Here is a 17824-nt window from a genome sequence, read left to right on the forward strand (position 1 = left end):
ATGATCCTCGCCGTCACCCTGATGGTCCGCGACGAAGCGGACGTCCTGCCCGCGTGGCTCGACCACCACGTCGCCCAGGGCTTCGACGTCTTCGTCATCACCGACAACGGCTCCGTCGACGGCACCGCAGAGCTCCTCGCCGCGTTCGCCGAACGGGACGACGTCACCGTCGACCTGCGACACGACCCGGTGCACCGGAAGCAGCAAGGCACCGTCGTCACCGGCATGGCGCGGGACGCCTCGACCGTCCACCGCGCGGACTGGGTCGTCAACGCCGACACCGACGAGTTCGTGCTCCCCGTCGACCGGTCGCTGACGGTGCGGCAGGTGTTCGAGCAGCTCGACCCGGTGATCGGCGCCTTCACCGTGCCGGTGGTCAACCTCGTCGGGGCGATGGCCGAGTCCGGCGCCGGGCTCGAGCGTCTGCACTGGCGCGACGAACGCTCGACCGACGAGCTGCGCGCCGTGGGCCTCCTCGCACCCCCGACGTCCAACGCCGTGCACGTCGGCGATCCGGAGGTCGTCGTCGTGCAGGGCAACCACCAGGTCAGCGTCGCGAACGGCGCCCCCGTGCCGCCGGCCCTCCGGCTCGAGGTCCTGCACCTGCCCTGGCGCTCGTGGCAGCAGTACGAGCACCGCGTCGACGTGTCCGGACGTGCCTACGAGGCGAACCCCGACCTCACGCCGAGCCCGCGGCACCACGGCATGCGCGACTTCCGGCGGCTCCAGGAGGGGGTCCTCGAGTCGACGTTCTCGCTCCGGTTCGTGACCGACGCCGAAGCGGCCGACGGCCCGTTCACCCGTGACGACGGCGTGGCCGAGAGCCTCCGCCGCGCCGGATCCCCCGTACTCGACGGTGCGGACGCCGAAGCGCTCGTCCCCGAGGACCGTCTCCGACGCCTGCGCGCGGTCGGCCGGGCCGTGGTGCGTCGCGACGTGCGGATCGAGGAACTCGAGGACGCCGTCCGGGCCGGTGAGGCGACGGCGGACACGCTCCGTGCGACCGTCCAGTTCGAGCGCGACCGGGCACAGGCGGCGGTCCGCAGCTCCGAGGAGCGGGCCGCGGTCATCCAGGTCCGCGAGGCCGAGCTCGCCGCCGTCCGGGCGCGTCGCGTGGTGCGGATCGCCGACCGCGCAGGTGACGTCGCACGACGTCTGCGCCGGTCCTAGCGGGCCGTCCCCCGCTGTCGACGCACCGCGTCGAGCAGGACGGCCGCCCGCGCCGCGAAGGAGTGCTCGGCACCGATCCGCGCGCCGCGTTCCACACGCGCGGCGACGGTGGTCGACTCCCCCCGCTGCGCCGTCCGACGGAGCTCGTCGACCGAGCCGTACGTCCGCACCGCGCCGTGGAACAGGTCCTCGACGCCGGGCACCGGGTCGGTGACGACGAGCGCACCCGAGGCCGCCGCGTCGAACAGCCGGTTCGAGACGAACCCGTCCCGCGCCATGTCGTCCCAGTGGTCGTTGAGCACCACCCGGGCGCTGCGGTAGAGCGACGGCAGCGCGTCGTTCGGCACGAACACCCCGCGGTGCACGCCGTCCGGCAGCAGCCCTTCCCAACCCTCGCCCCACACGGCCAGGTCGAGGCCGGCCTCCACCGCGTCCCGCACCACGGGTCGGAACACCGCGCGGGTCTTGCCCACGAACGCGACGTCGAGTCCGGCGTGCTCGGGGTCGACCGGCCCCGGGTGGAAGCGTGCCGGGTCGGTCGCCTGCAGCAGCGGCTCGACGGAGAGGCCCGTGGCCGCGGCCGTGCGCTCGGCCCAGACCGGACCGGCGGCGAACCGCAGGTCGTACCGGGTGAGCTCGGCCGGCGTGACGAGGTCCGGGTGCGAGATCACCCACAGGACGTTGGTCGCCGTCGGGTGCGTGGGGGTGTCGTCCAGTCCCCGCAGGGTCAGGGCGACGTCGTCGAGGTGTTCCGAAGCGGGCCGGACGTGGGACTCGCGGTGGTCGACGACGACCTCCTGCCCCAGCCCGCGGAGCGCCGCCGCGAGGTCGTGTGCGAAGAACGTGTCGCCCCAGTCGTCGCCCCGGGGTCCGGGGTGCGCGGCGATGCGGACGGACCAGCGCAGTCGTTCCCCCCGGTCGACGAGCGCGATCCGTTCCGGTCCGCGCTCCGCCCGTACGACGGGTTCGCGCAGGGCCACCGGCGCGCCGGCGACGTCGGCGGACCCGGCGCCCGGGACGAGTCCGAGCCGGGACAGGGCGGTCGTCGCGGTGTCGTCCCGGCGGCCGCGCCACACGGTCAGGGCGTCGGCGGCATCGCCGTCGTAGCGCCGCTCCCGGAGTGCGCCCGTGCGGTACACCCGACCCAGCGGCACGACGACGCAGTCGCCACCGGCGCCGTCCGCGGTGTCGCGCGTCAGCCGCGCCACCGCGGTCCGCGTGTCGACGGTCGGCACGGGCGCGGCCAGGTCTCCGGTGCGGACCGCGAAGCACGGCTCGTCGGCCGCGAACACCGTGACTCCGGCGAGGGCCTCGGCGTCCTCCGCCGGGTGTCCGCGCAGCAGCGCCGCGACGGGAGCCGTCCCGCGGACGAGCACCGCGCCCGCGCTCGCGACCACGTCGTCGGCGGTCCGGACGACGGCCACGGCGACCCGCGCCTCCCGGCCGTCCTCGGTGGCGGTCCCGACGGCCGCCACCAGCCGCTGCCAGCCGTCCGCCGGCAGCGCGATCGACGCGTCCTGCACCACGGTGACGGCGCTCGTCAGGAGCGGGCGTGCGGCCGCGACCGCGCCGCCCCACGTCGCCGCGACCGTCGGTCGCGCGACCAGGTGGTCGGGACCGGCTTCGACCGGCGCGTAGGTGCTCGTCGGCCCGGCGTGCACGTCGTGGACGCTGACGACGACCGTGCGCGCGCCGGCCGCGGTCGCGCCGTCGACGGCCGGCCGGTGCGCGCCGGAGCGGAACGCGGACTCGGCGACGGTCACGACGACGTCGAAGCCGTCGGCGGTCTGTGGCGGCGCGGCGGTCGGGTCCGGGAACGTCGTGTCGACCGGGAGGCGCGTGGCGGCTCCGGCGTCCGGGCGCGGCCCGCTCGTGGTCGCGTCGGCCGCCGTGGTCCCGTCCGGTGCCGAGGTGCCGCCGCCGGGTCCCTGCGACACTCCGGGCCGGCCGAAGAGCCGGCCGAGCCCGGTACGCCGCATCAGTCCTGCAGGAGGTTCTGCAGGTACACGCCGTAGCCGCCCTTCACGAGCGGCGCGGCCAGGTCGGCGAGCTGCGCGTCGTCGATCCAGCCGTTGCGCCAGGCGATCTCCTCGATGCAGCCGATCTTGAAGCCCTGGCGGTCCTCGATGACCTTGACGTACTCGGACGCCTGCATCATCGACTCGAACGTGCCGGTGTCGAGCCAGGCGGTGCCGCGGTCGAGGACCTGCACGCCGAGCTTGCCGGCGTCGAGGTAGCGCTCGTTGACCGTCGAGATCTCGAGCTCGCCACGGGCGCTCGGCTCGATCGTCTTGGCGATCTCGATGACCGAGTTGTCGTAGAAGTACAGCCCGGGGACCGCGTAGTTCGACTTCGGGTGCTCGGGCTTCTCCTCGATGGAGACCGCCGTGAAGGAGTCGTCGAACTCGACCACGCCGTACGCCTTCGGGTCGGCGACGTGGTACGCGAAGATCGTCGCGCCGTCGACCTCGGTGTTCTTCCGGAGGTTCGTGCCGAGGCCCGTGCCGTGGAAGATGTTGTCGCCGAGGACGAGCGCGACGCTGTCGTCGCCGATGAACTCCTCGCCGATGACGAAGGCCTGCGCGAGGCCGTCCGGGCTCGGCTGCACGGCGTACTGGATGTCCATGCCGAGGGACGACCCGTCGCCGAGCAGGGCCCGGAACTGGTCGTTGTACTCCGGGGTCGTGATGACGAGGACCTCGCGGATGCCCGCCATCATGAGGGTCGACAGCGGGTAGTAGACCATCGGCTTGTCGTAGATCGGCATGAGCTGCTTGCTGATGCCCTTGGTGATCGGCCACAGGCGCGTGCCGGAACCGCCGGCCAGGATGATGCCCTTCACGTCCGGGCCCCCTTACTTCTTCGTCCGGAGGGACTCGGTGTAGGCCACCGCTTCCTCGTAGGTCGGCAGCAGACCCTGCTCGGCGGCCTGCTCGAGCGTCGGCGCGGTGGTGTCCTTCTCGGACAGGACCGGCTCGCCGATGCCGTCGGGCAGCTCGAGGCCGACCGTCGGGTCGAGGATGGTGATCCCCTTCTCGCGCTGCGGGTCGTAGTGCGCGCTGACCAGGTAGTTGACGGTCGAGCGGTCCTCGAGCGCGACGATCGCGTGGCCGAGGCCCTCGGACAGGTAGACGGCCCTGCGGTCGACGTCGTCGATCCGGACGGCGTCCCACTGCCCGAACGTCGGGGAACCGACGCGGATGTCGACGATGTAGTCGATGAACGCGCCACGGACGGCCGTCACGTACTTCGCCTGGCTCGGGGCGACGAGGGCGTAGTGGATGCCCCGCGCGACGCCGGCGGACGAGATGGACATGTTCACCTGGCGGAGGTCCAGCGGGTGACCGACGGTCTCCTCGAGGACGTCGGCACGGTACGACTCGAGGAACGCTCCTCGTGCGTCGCCGTGCTGGACGGGCGTGAACTCCCACGCGCCGGGGATCTTCAGTTCGCGGATCTGCACCGGGGAAGCCTAGCAAAGCGCGCGCGGACGCCGCCGGAGCGCGCTGCGCGCTGCTGGCTACGGGCTGCGGGCTGCTGGCTGCTGGGTGTTCCGCGCCGGCCGCGGCGCCTCAGGCCGGGTCGATCCCGAGGGCCGTCCGCCAAGGGCCGTCCGCGCCGAGCGTGCGTTCGGCCGCGACGTACGCGCGCGCTCGGGCGACCCGTTCCCCGGACTGCCGGAACGCGGTGAGCAGGGCGGCGCGCCACGCGTCCGGTCCGTCACCCGCGAGCAGACCACCGTGCGCGTCGACGCCGGCGTAGGACGGCCGGTCGGAGCCGACGAAGGGCAGCCCGAGCATCGTGTACTCGAGGAACTTGAGGTCGCTCTTGGCGTCGTTGAAGCGGTCGTCGGTGAGCGGCGCCACGCCGGCGGACCACCGGTGTGCGTTCGCCCGCAGGAACGCGACGAAGTCCGGGTAGTGCGACGCGCCCTCGGGGACTGCCAGCCGGTCGTGCCAGACGTCGTCGTCCCCGGTCACACCGACGACCTCGAGACGCACCGGTCGGCCGTCCTCGTCCGTGAAGCCGTCGAAGACCGGACGGAGCAGGTCGAGGTCGCCACCGTGGGTCGCGGACCCCATGTACAGGACCCGGCGGGGACCGGTGGTGTCGGCGGCCGACGGGGCGGTGACGGTCTGGTCGGCCCACAGGCCCGGTTGGACGGCGTTGGGCACGACGACGGCGGCCACGGCCTCGGCGGCGAGCACCGCCTGCAGCGCGCGCGTCGAGACGACCACGGCGTCGGCGGACCGGACCAGGCGATCGACGGACGCCAGGCGCTCCGGGTCGTACTCGGCCCGCGCGAGCCGGGCACGGGCCTCCGGGGAGAAGAAGTCGTCGTCGACCTCGGCGACGATGCGGGTGCCCTCGGCGCGTGCGCGGGCGAACGCGTCGTCCAGGGACGCCAGGGGGAACGCGTCCCGCTGCACGAGGATCGCGTCCAGGTGGGCGGTGTCCGAGCCGTCCGCCCACCGCACCGGGTCGACCTGCGCGACGCGGGCGGCACCGGACGCGGCGAGCGCCGACATGCGTCCCGTCACGCGGATGTGGGCGGAGGCGGGGTGGACCCCGCCGGCCCCGTGCACGACGAAGCCCACCAGGGGCAGCGGCTCGGTGGCGACCGGACCGGGGACGGCGCCCGTGCCCGTCCCCGTCGCTGTCCCCGTTCCCGTCGCGACCGGTCGGCGCAGGAACGCCACCCAGGTCAGGACGACCACGACGGCAAGGGCGAGGACCGCCAGCGCGACGGCGACCCGGGTGATCGGGAGCGTGGCGGCGGCGGTGAACGCGGGCCGGGACAGGTCGACGATGGCGAACCAGTCGTACCCGGCGACGGTGATCCACGTGGTGACGACGAGCGGCGCGACGATCCGTCCGAACCCCGTCAGGCCGACCGCCATCGCGACGGCCAGGACGGGCACCACCGGCAGGCCGTACCGGGCCTGCGCGGCACCGCCCTGCATCGTGAAGCGCACCTGCAGGAACACCACTGCGGCGAAAACCGCCACGAGCATCAGGGCGACGAGCGCGTCGGCGAGCCGGTCGCCGCGGGGGTCGAGGTCGCGGCGACGGACCGGTGCGAGCGTGCTGCGCCGGAGCCCGGGCACGACGGCGACGACGACCGCGAGCAGCAGGGGGACGACCAGGAGCGCCCACGTCCACCCCCACGGGTCGGCGAAGTGTCCGCGGAACACCGAGAACACGCCGGACCAGAACCCCGGGTCGGTGACGGTCTCGACGAAGCCGTGCTGCTCGCGCCGCAGGTTCTGCGCTGCCCAGTCGGGGTGGCTGCCGGCGATGTTCCCGGTGAGCTGGCGGTTGCGGAGGAAGAACCACCCCGCGGCGAGCACCGGGGCGACCGCGGCGACCGCCACGGCGAGGACCTTGCCCGGCAGGCGGTTCCACCGGCCGCTCCCCTTGGCGCAGAGGAAGGCGACCAGGACGACCGCGACGAAGACGACCGCGGAGAGGCGGCTGAGCATGCCGGCTGCCGTCACCACGGCACCGAGGACCACGAGTCGCGTGGAGAGACCCCGGCGGATCGCGGTGGCGCCGACGCCGATCGCGAGCGCCCCGAACGCGACGTTCGGCAGGTCGTTGTAGACCGCGCCACCGACGAGCAGGAACATCGGGGTCATCGCGACGACGACCGCCGCGACGGCGGAGACGACCGGTCTGGCGGGCAGGACCCGACGCGCCGCCCACGCGGAAGCGAGCACGGTCAGACCGGCGAGCACGGCGTTCACGGCGCGTCCGGTGAGGACGGCCGCGTACAGGTGGCCGCCGTCCCAGAGCGGCCCGACCACCGGGGCGAGGATCGCGTAGAAGAGCGGCGGGTGCTGTGACACCCACTGGACGGGCGGCAGGATGCCGAAGGGCGACCGGATCGAGAGCCCGTCCTCGAAGACCGGCAGGTGCCCGTGCCAGACCGTCACCGCGTAGTCGAAGTGCGCGGCCTCGTCACCGGAGTTGAAGGGCGGGGCGCTGAAGCCGATCGCGATCGACGCGAGGACGGCGAAGCACGCCGCGGCGAGGACGATGCCGGCGGTGACGGACGGGAGGGATCGACGCACGATGTGCGATCCTCCCACAGTCCGTGACAAGGTGATCTGTGCTCAGCCCCGCGACGTCCGGCCCGGCTCACGCCGACTCCGAGCGCGACACCGAGACCGCAGCATCTGTGCGTCCGCATAGGCTGGGCGGAGGAGTCCGGACAGCTCCCCACCATCGCCCGAGCCCGCGGGCGGTGCACCGACGACCAGATCGAGACGCCCGACGCAGTGAAGCTCTTCATCCAGATCCCGTGCCTCAACGAGGAACAGACGCTCCCCGCCGTCCTCAGCACCATCCCGGAGTCGATCCCCGGCATCGACGAGATCGAGGTGCTGGTCATCGACGACGGGTCGACCGACCGGACCGTCGAGGTCGCGCGCGCCCACGGCGTGACGCACTTCGTCCGGCACACGTCGAACATGGGGCTCGCGCGGTCCTTCCGGGACGGCGTGGACTACGCGCTGCTGCACGGCGCGGACATCGTCGTGAACACCGACGGCGACAACCAGTACCCGCAGGCGCAGATCGCCGACCTGGTCCAGCCGATCCTGCGGTCCGAGGCCGAGATCGTCATCGGCGACCGGCAGACCCGGACGATCGAGCACTTCTCCGGGTTCAAGAAGGCGATGCAGCGCTTCGGTTCCTGGGTGGCGAGCCGCGCCGCCGGGCTCGACCTGCCCGACGCCGCCAGCGGCTTCCGCGCCTACTCGAAGTACTCGCTCATCCGGCTGAACATCGTGACGCGGTTCAGCTACTGCATGGAGACGATCGTGCAGGCCGGGTACAAGCGCATCGCGATCGCGAGCATCCCGATCACGACGAACGCGAAGACGCGCGAGTCGCGCCTGTTCAGCAACATCTGGCAGCACATGTTCGAGTCCGGTTCGGCGATCGCCCGCGTGTACCTGATGTACCGCCCGATGGCGCTGTTCGCGTCGGTGAGCGCGGTCCTCGCCGCCTGCGGGCTCATCCCGTTCGTCCGCTACCTGGTCCTGCTCGCCACCGACTCCGGCGGGAACCACCTGCAGTCGCTGCTGCTCGGGATCGTGCTCGTCATCACCGCGGTCCTGTCGATCACGATCGGCGTGGTCGCGGACCTGACGCGGCTGAACCGCACGCTGGCAGAGGAGCAGCTCGACCTGCAGAAGCTCGCCCGGTATGGCGACTGACCTCCCCGCGCAGGCCGACACGACGACGTCGGCGCACCGGCGCGCCCCCGAGGGTGGCGCGCCGGGCGGTCGCGAGTGTCTCGTCGTCGTCGCGGTCACGGCGCTCTTCGGTGTGCTCCTGGTGCTCTGGGCGGCCCTCCTGCCCGCGTTCCAGGCCCCGGACGAGCGCGCGCACTTCGACGCCGCGGTGCACCTCGCGATCGGGGACGGCTGGCCCGACCCGGGCGACATGCACCTGCTCCGGGCGGTGGACCAGGCCGGGTCCGGTGCCGGACCGTCGATGGGCGACCTCCTGCGGTCGACCGGGTCGGCCGAGGCCGACACCGTCAACCAGATGACGCAGCACCCGTCGACGTACTACGTCCTCGCCGGAGGTGTGCTGCGCGCGGTCGACTTCACGGCGCACCGTGTGGACGTCGACGTGGTCCTGGTCCGGCTCTTCAGCGCCCTCTTCGTGCTGCCGCTCCCTGCCCTCGCCTGGGCCACCGTGCGCCGCGTGACGGGCTCACCCCGGGCCGCGGTCGTCGGCGCCTTCGCGGTGCTGGCCGTGCCGGAGCTGGCGTCGATCGGTGCGTCCGTGTCGAACGACCCGCCGGTCGTGCTGTTCGCGGCCACCACGGTGTGGCTCGCGAGCAGGGTGCTCACCGGGGACGCGCGGACCAGGACCGCCGTCGCCCTCGCGGTGTCGCTCGGTGTCGCCATCCTCTGGAAGGGCACGGCGCTCCCGCTGATCCCGTTCGTCGCGGTCGTCGTGCTGGTCGGGGCATCCCGTCGCACGGGGGTCGCGGCCCGGCTGCTCCGCGCGCTCTGGGTGCTCGCGATCGCCGCGCTGATCGGCGCGTGGTGGTGGCTGCGGAACCTCGTGGTCTTCCACACGCTGCAGCCGAGCGGCTTCGAGTCGATCCGACCACCGCAGCCCTTCCCGGCGGGCACGGGTCCTGACCCGGCGGCGTTCGCGGACGTGTCGTGGACGACCATCGCGCGGACGTTCTGGGGCAGCTTCGGCGGCCGCGCGCAGTGGATCCTGTCGCCCGTCGTGTTCGAGACCGCCACGGTGCTCGCGCTCGGCGCGGTCCTGGTCTGGGGCTTCCGTCGCGCTCCCGGGCTCCGTGTGGCGGTCGCGCTGGCGGTGCTGCCACTGACCGTCTTCGTGTTCCAGACCGCGAACGCCTGGGGCAGCTACCGCTCGACGACCTTCATCGGCGCGACACAGGGGCGCTACTACTTCCCCGCGCTGCTCGTCTTCGTCGCCCTGAGCGCGATCGCCTGGCGGCGTGCCGTCGGGACCGACCGGGCACGGCGGCGGTTCGCGACGGTCGTGAGTGCGATCGCCGTGGCCCTGGCGCTCTACGGTCCCTTCTTCACGTTCACCTGGATCGGCGAGAGCGGACGCACCCGGGTCACCTCGGCCGGACTCGCGGCGCTGGCTGCGTCGACACCCGCGCCCGTGCCCGGCCTCGTCGCGGCGTGGCTGGTCGCGCTCGTGCTCGCGGTGACCGCGGTGCTCCTGTCGCGAGGCGTCCCGAGCGTTCCCGGTGTCCCGGGTGTCCCGGGTGTCCCGGGTGTCCCGGGTGTCCCCGACACCGAGCCGGTCGGTGCACCGGCCGGACACGCAGCCGCCGGCGACGGCGGTGCGCCCGCCGGCAACGACCACGACCACGGGACGACGTCCGATCCGGGCAGCGTCCCCGACCGAGGAACCACCGCATGAGCCGCCCCCGCTCCCGGACCACCCCGGGGATCGGCCGATCCGAACTCCTGCTGGTCGCCGGCACCACCACGGTGTTCCTGCTGCTCCTCGTCACGTGGGCGTACGTGAACCCCGCGCTGCACGGCCCGGACGAGGTCGCGAACGTCGACGCGGTCGTGCACCTCGCGCTGGGCCAGCCGTGGCCCGCGACGGGTGACCTGCACTACGTCCAGGGGCTGCTCGCGCAGAACGTGCCGGCGCACCTGCCGCCCGCGGTGCAGCGCGGGACGTTCGCGGACATCATCGGCGACGGCACGCTCAACCCGCGCGGGAACCCGATGTCGCAGCACCCCCCGACGTACTTCCTGGTGCAGGCCGCGGTCGCGCACCTGATCGACTTCGGCTCCCGCAGATGGGACCTCGTCGTGCTGGTCATGCGGCTCGTCGACGTCGTGGTGGCCGCGCCGCTCCCCGTGCTCGTGTGGGCATCGGTGCGTCGCGCCACCCGGTCTCCCCGCCTCGCCGTCGCCGCCGCGGCGGTCCTGCTCGCCGTACCCCAGGTCGTGCAGCTCGCGTCGTCGGTCTCGCTGTGGGTACCCGTCATCACCGCCGGTGCGCTCGCGACCTGGCTCGCCGTGCGTGTCCTGACCGGCGACCGGTCGTGGCTGACCGCCGTCGCACTCGGCGGTGCACTGTCCGTCGGGACCGCGGTGATGGCCGGCGGCTGGATGGCCGTCCCCTTCGCCCTCGTCACCGTGCTCGCCGCGCGCCGATCGGTGCGCGCGGCGCGGGAGGTCGTCGGTCGGGTGCTCCGGGCCCTCGTCGTGCTGGCCGTCCCCGTCGTCACGACGGGGTGGTGGTACGCCCGCCAGTTCATCCGGACGGGATCGCCGCAACCGGACCCGTTCGCGCCCGTCACCAAGCAGTGGCCCGCGGGCGAGGGCCCGGACCCGGTCCAGTTCGGCGGCACCTTCTGGAACGGCATCTCGGACTCGTTCTGGGGCCAGCTCGGCCGGTACGAGTGGCCGCTCTCCCCGATCATCGTCGACAGCGCGACCGTGATCGCGCTCACCGCCGTGGTCTGGGCCGCCTCGCGCCGCACGGTCGACCGTCGGACGATGCTCGTCGTGGGCGTGTTCCCGGCGACCGCCCTCGTCGTCGTGCTCGCTCGCGACTGGGCGACCTACGTCGGCCACCTCAGCGTCCGCGTGGACCAGGGGCGCTTCCTGTTCCCCGCACTCGCAGCGCTGCTCGTCGTGCAGGCGGTCGGCTGGCGCGGCCTGGTCGTCCGCGAGCAGGTCCGCGTCCGACTGGCACGGGCCGTGCTCGTCGTGGCGCCGCTCATCGCCCTCGCAGCGCTCGGGCTGCTGTACGTCGGCAGTTTCGAGGAGTTCGTCTTCCGGGTCTCCGCCGCCGGCAAGCAGACCCTGTGGGACTCGCTGCCCGTCGGTCGCGGGGTCCTCGGGGGGCTCGTCGTGCTCACCGCCGTCGTGGGAGCCGCGACCGCCGTGTCCCTGTGGCGGTGGTTCGGACGCCGGACGGCTCCGGCGCCCGCGACCGCGCCCGCTAGACTGCCCGCCGACCGTCGAACCGATCACTGAAGGAACAACGCGTGAAGATCCTCGTCACCGGAGGGGCCGGCTTCATCGGCTCGAACTTCGTCCGCCGTACGCTGCAGGACGCCTACCCCGGCCTGGAAGGCGCCGACGTCGTCGTCTACGACGCACTCACCTACTCGGGGAACCTCGAGAACCTCGCCCCCGTCGCGGACTCGCCCCGCTACTCCTTCGTGCAGGGTGACATCACCGACGCCGCGAAGCTCGACGAGGTGATCCCGGGCATCGACGCGATCGTGCACTTCGCCGCCGAGTCGCACGTCGACCGCTCGGTCCGCGACTCCGGCGTCTTCGTCGAGACCAACGTCGTCGGGACCCAGCGTCTGCTCGACGCCGCGCTCCGTCACGGCACCGAGCGCTTCGTGCACGTCTCCACGGACGAGGTCTACGGTTCCATCAGCGAGGGCTCGTGGGCCGAGGACCGCCCGCTCGAGCCGAACTCGCCGTACTCGGCGTCCAAGGCCGGCAGCGACCTGCTCGCCCGCAGCTACCACCGCACGCACGGCATGAACGTGTCGATCACGCGGTGCTCGAACAACTACGGGCCGTACCACTTCCCCGAGAAGGTCATCCCGCTGTTCGTCACGAACCTGATCGACGACAAGCACGTCCCGCTGTACGGCGAGGGCAACAACATCCGCGACTGGCTGCACGTCGACGACCACACCCGCGGCATCGCGATGGTGCTCGTCGGGGGCCGCGCGGGCGAGGTCTACAACATCGGCGGCGGCACCGAGCTCACGAACAAGGAGCTCACCGGCATGCTGCTCGAGGCCACCGGCAAGGACTGGTCGTACGTCGACCGCGTCCAGGACCGCCTCGGCCACGACCTCCGCTACTCCGTCGACATCTCGAAGATCCAGGCCGAGCTCGGTTACGAGCCGCAGGTGCCGTTCGAGCAGGGCCTCGCCGACGTCGTGCAGTGGTACCGCGACAACCGCGCGTGGTGGGAGCCCCTCAAGGAGCGCGCAGCCCTCGCATGACCCGCTACCTGATCACCGGCGCCGCCGGCATGCTCGGACAGGACCTGCAGCAGGCCCTGTCCGGACGTGACGTCACCGCGCTCTCCCGCGCCGACCTCGACATCACGGACGAGCAGGCGGTCGCCGCGGCCGTCGCCGGTCACGACGTCGTCGTCAACGCCGCCGCCTACACGAAGGTGGACGACGCCGAGTCGCACGAGGACGACGCGTACGCGGTCAACGCACGCGGACCCGAGGTCCTCGCCACGGCCACCGTCGCCGCCGGCGCGAAGCTCGTGCAGGTGTCGACCGACTACGTGTTCGACGGCAACGGTACGTCCCCCTACGCCGAGGACGAGCCGACCGACCCGATCGGCGCCTACGGTCGCACGAAGGCGGCCGGCGAGGACGCGGTCCGACGGATCGCACCGGACTCGTCGTACATCGTGCGCACCGCGTGGCTGTACGGCGCGGGCGGCCCGAACTTCGCGAAGACGATGATCCGGCTCGCCGGGTCGCACGAAACGGTCAGCGTCGTCACGGACCAGGTCGGCCAGCCGACGTGGACCGCGGACCTGGCCCGCCAGATCGTCGCGATGCTCGACGCCGACGCGCCGGCCGGCACCTACCACGGGACGAACGGCGGTCAGGGGTCCTGGCTCGACTTCACGAAGGCGATCTACGCCGAGGTCGGCCTCGACCCGGAGCGGGTCCTGCCGACCGACAGCTCGGCCTTCGTCCGCCCGGCACCGCGCCCCGCCTACAGCGTCCTCGGACACGACGGATGGGCACGTGCCGGCATCGCGCCGATGCGCGACTGGCGCGACGCGCTCCACGCCGCGGCCGCTGCGGGCGTGCTCACCGCCTGACCGGCGGATCCTGACGGGAGGCCCTGCGCACGTCCGCCACGCGCGGTCCGTGAGCAGGGCCTCCCGTCCGTCGTCCCGGCCGGTCCCGTCGTCCCGGCCGGTCCCGTCGTCTCAACCCAGCAGGGTGGTGAGCCGGTCCTCGAGCGGGGCGACCGCCGCCGCCGGGCGGAACCGGTCCGCGGCCGTCGCTGCCGCGGCGCGGCGACGCGCGAGCAGGTCCCGGTCGTCGGCCAGCGCACGGACGGCGGCCGCCAGCGCGGCCGCGTCCCCCGCCGGGAACGACGTCACCGCGTCGCCGAAGGCGCGCCGCTGCGGCGCGGTGTCGCTCGTGACGACCGCCAGTCCGGCCGCGGCGCACTGGTAGACCTTGTTCGGGACGACCTTCAGCGCCTTCTCGGTGGTCCCCGCGATGCCGATGCCGACGTCGTGGGCCGCGACGAGGTCCGGGAGCTCCGCCGCGTCGACCCACGACCGCCACTCGGTCGGCGCGCCGCCCGTCGCTGACCGGCGCGCCTCGTCCAGGTCCTGTCCGCTGCCGATCATGGTGACGAGCACGCTGCCGTCGTCGGGCAACGCTCCGACGGCACGGCCGATCGTCCCGGCACCCTGCAGCGGGGTGAAGAGCCCGTAGAAGACCACCCGGAGGGGCGCGTCCGCTCGGCGGTCGGCCTCGCGCGCACCGGCCTCGTACCAGGCGCCGGTCGCCCCGACGGGGACGACGACGGCCTTCGCCCGGAGGGACGGCGGCACCACGTCGCGGTGTTCCTCGGTGTCGACGAGGACGACGTCCGCGATCGTGAGCGCGGCCCGGTCCAGGAACCGCAGCAGGCGCTGCTTCACACCGGTGGCCCCGACGCCGCGGTCCTGCGCCGTCGTGGCCGCGAACACGAGGTGGTCCAGCACGACGGGCGTGCGCGGGAAGAGCAACCGGGCGAGCCACACGTCGAAGTGGCCCATGTACCCGACGAGCACGGCGTCCGGACGGGCGCGGCGACGCACTCGGGTGCTGACGAGCACCAGTCGTGACCAGCTCCGCGCCAGGCGTCCGACCATCCGCAGCGCTCCGGATGCTCCGCCGAGCATCGCGACGCGCTCCTTCGTGGACAGCCCGAGCGGCACGTTCGCCTCGGCGACCTGGTGGCCGCGCTCCCGCAGTCCGTCGGCGAGCACCCGGACCCTGGGGTGGTCCGCCGCCTGGTATGTTCCGAAGGCCAAGATCCGCACGTGGTCGCCCCTTCCGTGAACGCGCCGTGATCGGATGCGGCACGCCCGAACAACCCTAGGTGAGCATGACCGACCTCCCGACGCCCGCGAAGCCCTCGCGTGCGAAGTCCGTCGTCCGCGTCGTCGGACTCGTCGTCGCCCTGGTGCTCTGCGTGGCGTTCCTGGTGCCCCGCGCCGGGGACATCGCGGACGCGTTCACCCGGCAGGATCCCTGGACGCTCGTCGCCGCGCTCCTGACCGGCGCCGCGGCGACCTTCGTGACCTTCCTGTCCTGGCGGGCCCTGATGCACGGCGCCGGCCACCGCATCCCGTTCCGCGCGGCCCAGCGGGTGTTCTTCCTGTCGCAGATCGGCAAGTACGTGCCCGGCTCGGTGTGGCCGATCGTCGCGCAGGCCGACCTCGGCCGGGAACACCGCGTGCCCGCGGCCCAGAGCGTCGCCGTCGGCATGCTCACGCTCCTGGTGAGCTGCGGTGCCGGCGTCTCCGTGGCGGCCGTGACCGTCCCGTTCGTGCAGCCCGACGCGTTCGCGCACTACTGGTTCGTGGTGCTGCTCGTCCCCGTCGTGCTCGCCGCCCTGCACCCCGCGGTGCTCCGGTTCGGCCTGCGCCTGGCGTCACGGGTCACCCGGCGCGACCTCGGGACGATCGAGCTCCGGACCGCTGCGGTCGTGCGCGCCTTCGGCTGGGCCGTGCTCGCGTGGGTCGTCTTCGGCCTGCACATCGCCCTCGTGCTCGTGCCGCTCGCGTCGGTGGACCTGCGGGTCACGACGCTCACGGTCGGCGCCTACGCACTGGCCTGGCTGGTCGGCTTCCTCGTGTTCTTCCTGCCCGCCGGGCTCGGCGGGCGCGAGGCGGTGCTCACCGCGCTGCTGGCGGCGGGCGTACCGCTCGGTTCCTCGGCCTCGGTGAGCGTCGCCGTGACCTCGCGCGTGCTGCTCACCGTCGTCGACGTGGTCTTCGCGGGTGCGGCGGTCGTGGGCGAACGCCGACGCCGGGCCGGGATCGACGCGGGGTCGGCGTCGGTCGGGTCGGGCGACGGACCCACCCCGTGAACTCCGGGTGGCCGCTGGTATGGTCGATCGACCCGACCGCGGCCGCCGCCGCTGCACCATCCTGAGGAGCCCGACCAGATGACGACTCTCCGCGTGATCGTGGACCAGGTGATCGCCCCGGTCCCCGGCGGCATCGGTCGTTACGCGGAGGAACTCACCCGGCAGCTGATCGCCACCGCGCCCGCCGGGTGCGACGTCGCCGCGATCGTGTCGGCCGCGTCACCGGCCGAGGTCGAACGCCTGCACCGACTGCTGCCCGGACTGGCCGAGCTCGAGCGGCTCCGGCTCCCCCGGCGCGAGCTGGCCCTGGCGTGGCAGGGCGGCCTCGCACGCGGCGCCTCCCAGGGCATGGTGCACGCGCCGAGCGTCCTCGCGCCGCTCGTGAAGCACGACCGTTTCCAGGACCCCGGGCACCAGACCGTCGTCACCGTGCACGACACCGTGCCGTGGACGCACCCGGAGACCCTCACCCCGCGCGGCGTCAACTTCCACAAGGCGATGGTGAAGCGGGCGTTCCGGCACGCCGACGCCGTCGTCGTGCCGACCCACGCGGTGGCGGCACAGCTGAACGAGGTGCACCGGTTCGACGACCGCCTGCGGGTCATCGGCGGCGCTCCGAGCGGACGACTCCGGGTACCCGTCGACGCCGACCTGCGGGCGGAGCGCCTGGGCCTGCCCGATCGCTACGTGCTCGCGGTCGGGACCCTCGAGCCCCGCAAGGGCCTGGCGGAGCTCATCCAGGCGATGGCGCACCCCGACGCGCCGGACGACGTCCCCCTCGTGATCGCCGGACCGGACGGCTGGGGCGACGTCGACGTCGTCGGGACGGTCGAGCGCGCCGGGCTCGCCCCCGAGCGGGTCAAGGTGCTCGGACGGGTCGACGACGCGGACCTCGCGGTGGTCTACGACCGTGCGACGGTGTTCGTGTTCCCGAGCTTCGCCGAGGGGTTCGGCCTCCCGGTGATCGAGGCGATGAGCTTCGGGACGCCGGTCATCCACTCCGACGACCCCGCGGTCAGCGAGGTCGCCTCGGACGCGGGGGTCCGCGTCGAGACCAGCCCGAGGGAGCGCTACCCCGAGCGCCTGGCGCAGGCCGTGTTCCAGGTCGTCAACGACCCGCTGCTCGCCGGCCAGCTGGCGATCGCCGGTCCGGACCGTGCCCGGATGTTCGACTGGCACGACTCCGCGCTCGAGACCTGGCAGCTGCACGCCGACCTGTAGGGCCACGCATCACGGGAACGCATCGATCCCGTCCCGCGCCGTGTCGCCCGCGGATCCGGTGTGTCCCGCCTGCCATCATCGGCGCATGGCTCGTCGACACCACGCCCCGGTCCTCACCACCGCCGTCCTGCTCGGTGTCGGGATGACCGTCCTGCTCAGCGCGTGCTCGGACGGACCGGCTCCGGCGCCGAATGTCTCGGCCTCACAGAGCGCCACCCCGACCCCGACGCCGACGCGCACCCCGAGCAGCGCTCCGGACGCCGGGCAGCCGTCCGCGCCGAGTGCGACCCCGACCGACGACCAGACAGGGCCGGCCGACGACGGCACCGGCCCCGGGACCGGCAACGGCAGCGGAGCCGAAGCGCCCGCGTCCGTCGACTGGGCGGCCGTCAGCAAGCAGGGCATCGCCGCGGCCGGTGGCGGTTCCGTGGTGTCCCTCGCCGGTTCCGGAGACTCGTGGACGGTCGTCGTCGTCGGGTCGGACGGCACCGAGACGCAGTCCGTCGTGTCCGCGACCCTCGGCCGCGTCACCTCCGGGCCGTTCCCGAAGGCCGTCGACGGCGCCACTGGGGCTGCGGACCGCGCGCGGGCCGCTGCCGCGACGACCGACGCCGCGGCGGCGGCCACGGCGGCGGAACGCGCCGGCGGCGGCGGGAAGCTGTCGGCACTGACCCTCGGGGGGTCCGCCGGCGCCCCGGTGTGGACCGCGACGCTCACCGGCGGTGGCGTGTCGACCGTGACGGTCGACGGTCGCACGGGCACCGCGACCGCAGGCTGACCCGCCGCGGCACGGGAGC

14 protein-coding genes are annotated in these 17824 nt (G+C 73.4%); 9 read left to right on the forward strand and 5 right to left on the reverse strand.

What is annotated here, in order from left to right:
• Entirely contained in the window at positions 1 to 1170 is a 1170-nt protein-coding gene (locus FB462_RS12060; RefSeq protein ID WP_141862118.1) for a glycosyltransferase family 2 protein, read from the forward strand.
• On the opposite strand, the gene FB462_RS12065 is transcribed toward FB462_RS12060, so the two are convergent.
• The 4 genes from FB462_RS12065 to FB462_RS12080 form a co-directional block, all read right to left on the reverse strand.
• A complete protein-coding gene (locus FB462_RS12065; protein ID WP_141862120.1) occupies positions 1167 to 3149 on the reverse strand; it encodes a glycosyltransferase family protein in 1983 nt (660 codons plus the stop codon). The genes FB462_RS12060 and FB462_RS12065 overlap by 4 nt on opposite strands.
• Positions 3149 to 4012 carry a glucose-1-phosphate thymidylyltransferase RfbA gene (gene rfbA, locus FB462_RS12070; RefSeq protein ID WP_058741225.1) on the reverse strand — a complete coding sequence of 288 codons (864 nt, stop codon included), beginning with the start codon at positions 4010 to 4012 and terminating at the stop codon, positions 3149 to 3151. The genes FB462_RS12065 and rfbA overlap by 1 nt, the downstream gene beginning before the upstream one ends.
• Before the next feature lie 12 nt (positions 4013 to 4024).
• Positions 4025 to 4633, reverse strand: a complete 609-nt coding sequence (locus FB462_RS12075; protein ID WP_141862122.1) for a dTDP-4-dehydrorhamnose 3,5-epimerase family protein — start codon at positions 4631 to 4633, stop codon at positions 4025 to 4027.
• Between the two features lie 109 nt (positions 4634 to 4742).
• Complete coding sequence (locus tag FB462_RS12080) at positions 4743 to 7244, reverse strand: glycosyltransferase family 39 protein (RefSeq protein ID WP_141862124.1); 2502 nt, start codon at positions 7242 to 7244, stop codon at positions 4743 to 4745.
• A gap of 207 nt (positions 7245 to 7451) precedes the next feature.
• On the opposite strand from FB462_RS12080, the gene FB462_RS12085 reads away from it, so the two are divergent.
• From FB462_RS12085 to rfbD, 5 genes are read left to right on the forward strand one after another with little or no spacing between them, the layout of a single operon-like run.
• Positions 7452 to 8393, forward strand: coding sequence for a glycosyltransferase family 2 protein (locus tag FB462_RS12085; protein WP_141862126.1), 942 nt, complete (start codon positions 7452 to 7454; stop codon positions 8391 to 8393).
• Positions 8383 to 10104: a glycosyltransferase family 39 protein gene (locus FB462_RS12090; RefSeq protein WP_141862128.1), complete on the forward strand. Its 1722-nt coding sequence runs from the start codon at positions 8383 to 8385 to the stop codon at positions 10102 to 10104. The genes FB462_RS12085 and FB462_RS12090 overlap by 11 nt, the downstream gene beginning before the upstream one ends.
• On the forward strand, positions 10101 to 11684 hold the full coding sequence (locus FB462_RS12095) for a hypothetical protein (protein WP_141862130.1): 1584 nt from the start codon (positions 10101 to 10103) through the stop codon (positions 11682 to 11684). Before FB462_RS12090 ends, FB462_RS12095 begins: the two co-directional genes overlap by 4 nt.
• Before the next feature lie 11 nt (positions 11685 to 11695).
• Positions 11696 to 12682, forward strand: a complete 987-nt coding sequence (rfbB, locus tag FB462_RS12100) for a dTDP-glucose 4,6-dehydratase (protein ID WP_141862132.1) — start codon at positions 11696 to 11698, stop codon at positions 12680 to 12682.
• Positions 12679 to 13530, forward strand: coding sequence for a dTDP-4-dehydrorhamnose reductase (gene rfbD / locus FB462_RS12105; protein ID WP_141862134.1), 852 nt, complete (start codon positions 12679 to 12681; stop codon positions 13528 to 13530). The genes rfbB and rfbD overlap by 4 nt, the downstream gene beginning before the upstream one ends.
• 111 nt (positions 13531 to 13641) lie before the next feature.
• Here rfbD and FB462_RS12110 read toward each other — a convergent pair whose 3' ends face one another.
• A complete protein-coding gene (locus tag FB462_RS12110; protein WP_229666635.1) occupies positions 13642 to 14754 on the reverse strand; it encodes a glycosyltransferase in 1113 nt (370 codons plus the stop codon).
• 65 nt (positions 14755 to 14819) lie between these two features.
• On the opposite strand from FB462_RS12110, the gene FB462_RS12115 reads away from it, so the two are divergent.
• The 3 genes from FB462_RS12115 (at position 14820) to FB462_RS12125 (ending at position 17805) form a co-directional block, all read left to right on the forward strand.
• Positions 14820 to 15806, forward strand: coding sequence for a lysylphosphatidylglycerol synthase domain-containing protein (locus FB462_RS12115; RefSeq protein ID WP_141862136.1), 987 nt, complete (start codon positions 14820 to 14822; stop codon positions 15804 to 15806).
• Positions 15807 to 15884: 78 nt separating this feature from the next.
• Positions 15885 to 17027, forward strand: a complete 1143-nt coding sequence (locus FB462_RS12120; RefSeq protein ID WP_141862138.1) for a glycosyltransferase family 4 protein — start codon at positions 15885 to 15887, stop codon at positions 17025 to 17027.
• A gap of 85 nt (positions 17028 to 17112) precedes the next feature.
• On the forward strand, positions 17113 to 17805 hold the full coding sequence (locus FB462_RS12125; protein ID WP_141862140.1) for a hypothetical protein: 693 nt from the start codon (positions 17113 to 17115) through the stop codon (positions 17803 to 17805).
• The last annotated feature ends 19 nt before the right edge of the window (positions 17806 to 17824 follow it).

This window comes from Curtobacterium citreum (assembly GCF_006715175.1).
Taxonomy (GTDB): domain Bacteria; phylum Actinomycetota; class Actinomycetes; order Actinomycetales; family Microbacteriaceae; genus Curtobacterium; species Curtobacterium citreum.

Bases quoted from the DNA above. Each gene is read 5' to 3' on its own strand.
- FB462_RS12060 (WP_141862118.1), top strand. From the start codon at position 1: ATGATCCTCGCCGTCACCCTGATGGTCCGCGACGAAGCGGACGTCCTG.
- FB462_RS12065 (WP_141862120.1), bottom strand. From the start codon at position 3,149: ATGCGGCGTACCGGGCTCGGCCGGCTCTTCGGCCGGCCCGGAGTGTCG.
- FB462_RS12090 (WP_141862128.1), top strand. From the start codon at position 8,383: ATGGCGACTGACCTCCCCGCGCAGGCCGACACGACGACGTCGGCGCAC.
- FB462_RS12095 (WP_141862130.1), top strand. From the start codon at position 10,101: ATGAGCCGCCCCCGCTCCCGGACCACCCCGGGGATCGGCCGATCCGAA.
- rfbD (WP_141862134.1), top strand. From the start codon at position 12,679: ATGACCCGCTACCTGATCACCGGCGCCGCCGGCATGCTCGGACAGGAC.
- FB462_RS12115 (WP_141862136.1), top strand. From the start codon at position 14,820: ATGACCGACCTCCCGACGCCCGCGAAGCCCTCGCGTGCGAAGTCCGTC.
- FB462_RS12120 (WP_141862138.1), top strand. From the start codon at position 15,885: ATGACGACTCTCCGCGTGATCGTGGACCAGGTGATCGCCCCGGTCCCC.
- FB462_RS12125 (WP_141862140.1), top strand. From the start codon at position 17,113: ATGGCTCGTCGACACCACGCCCCGGTCCTCACCACCGCCGTCCTGCTC.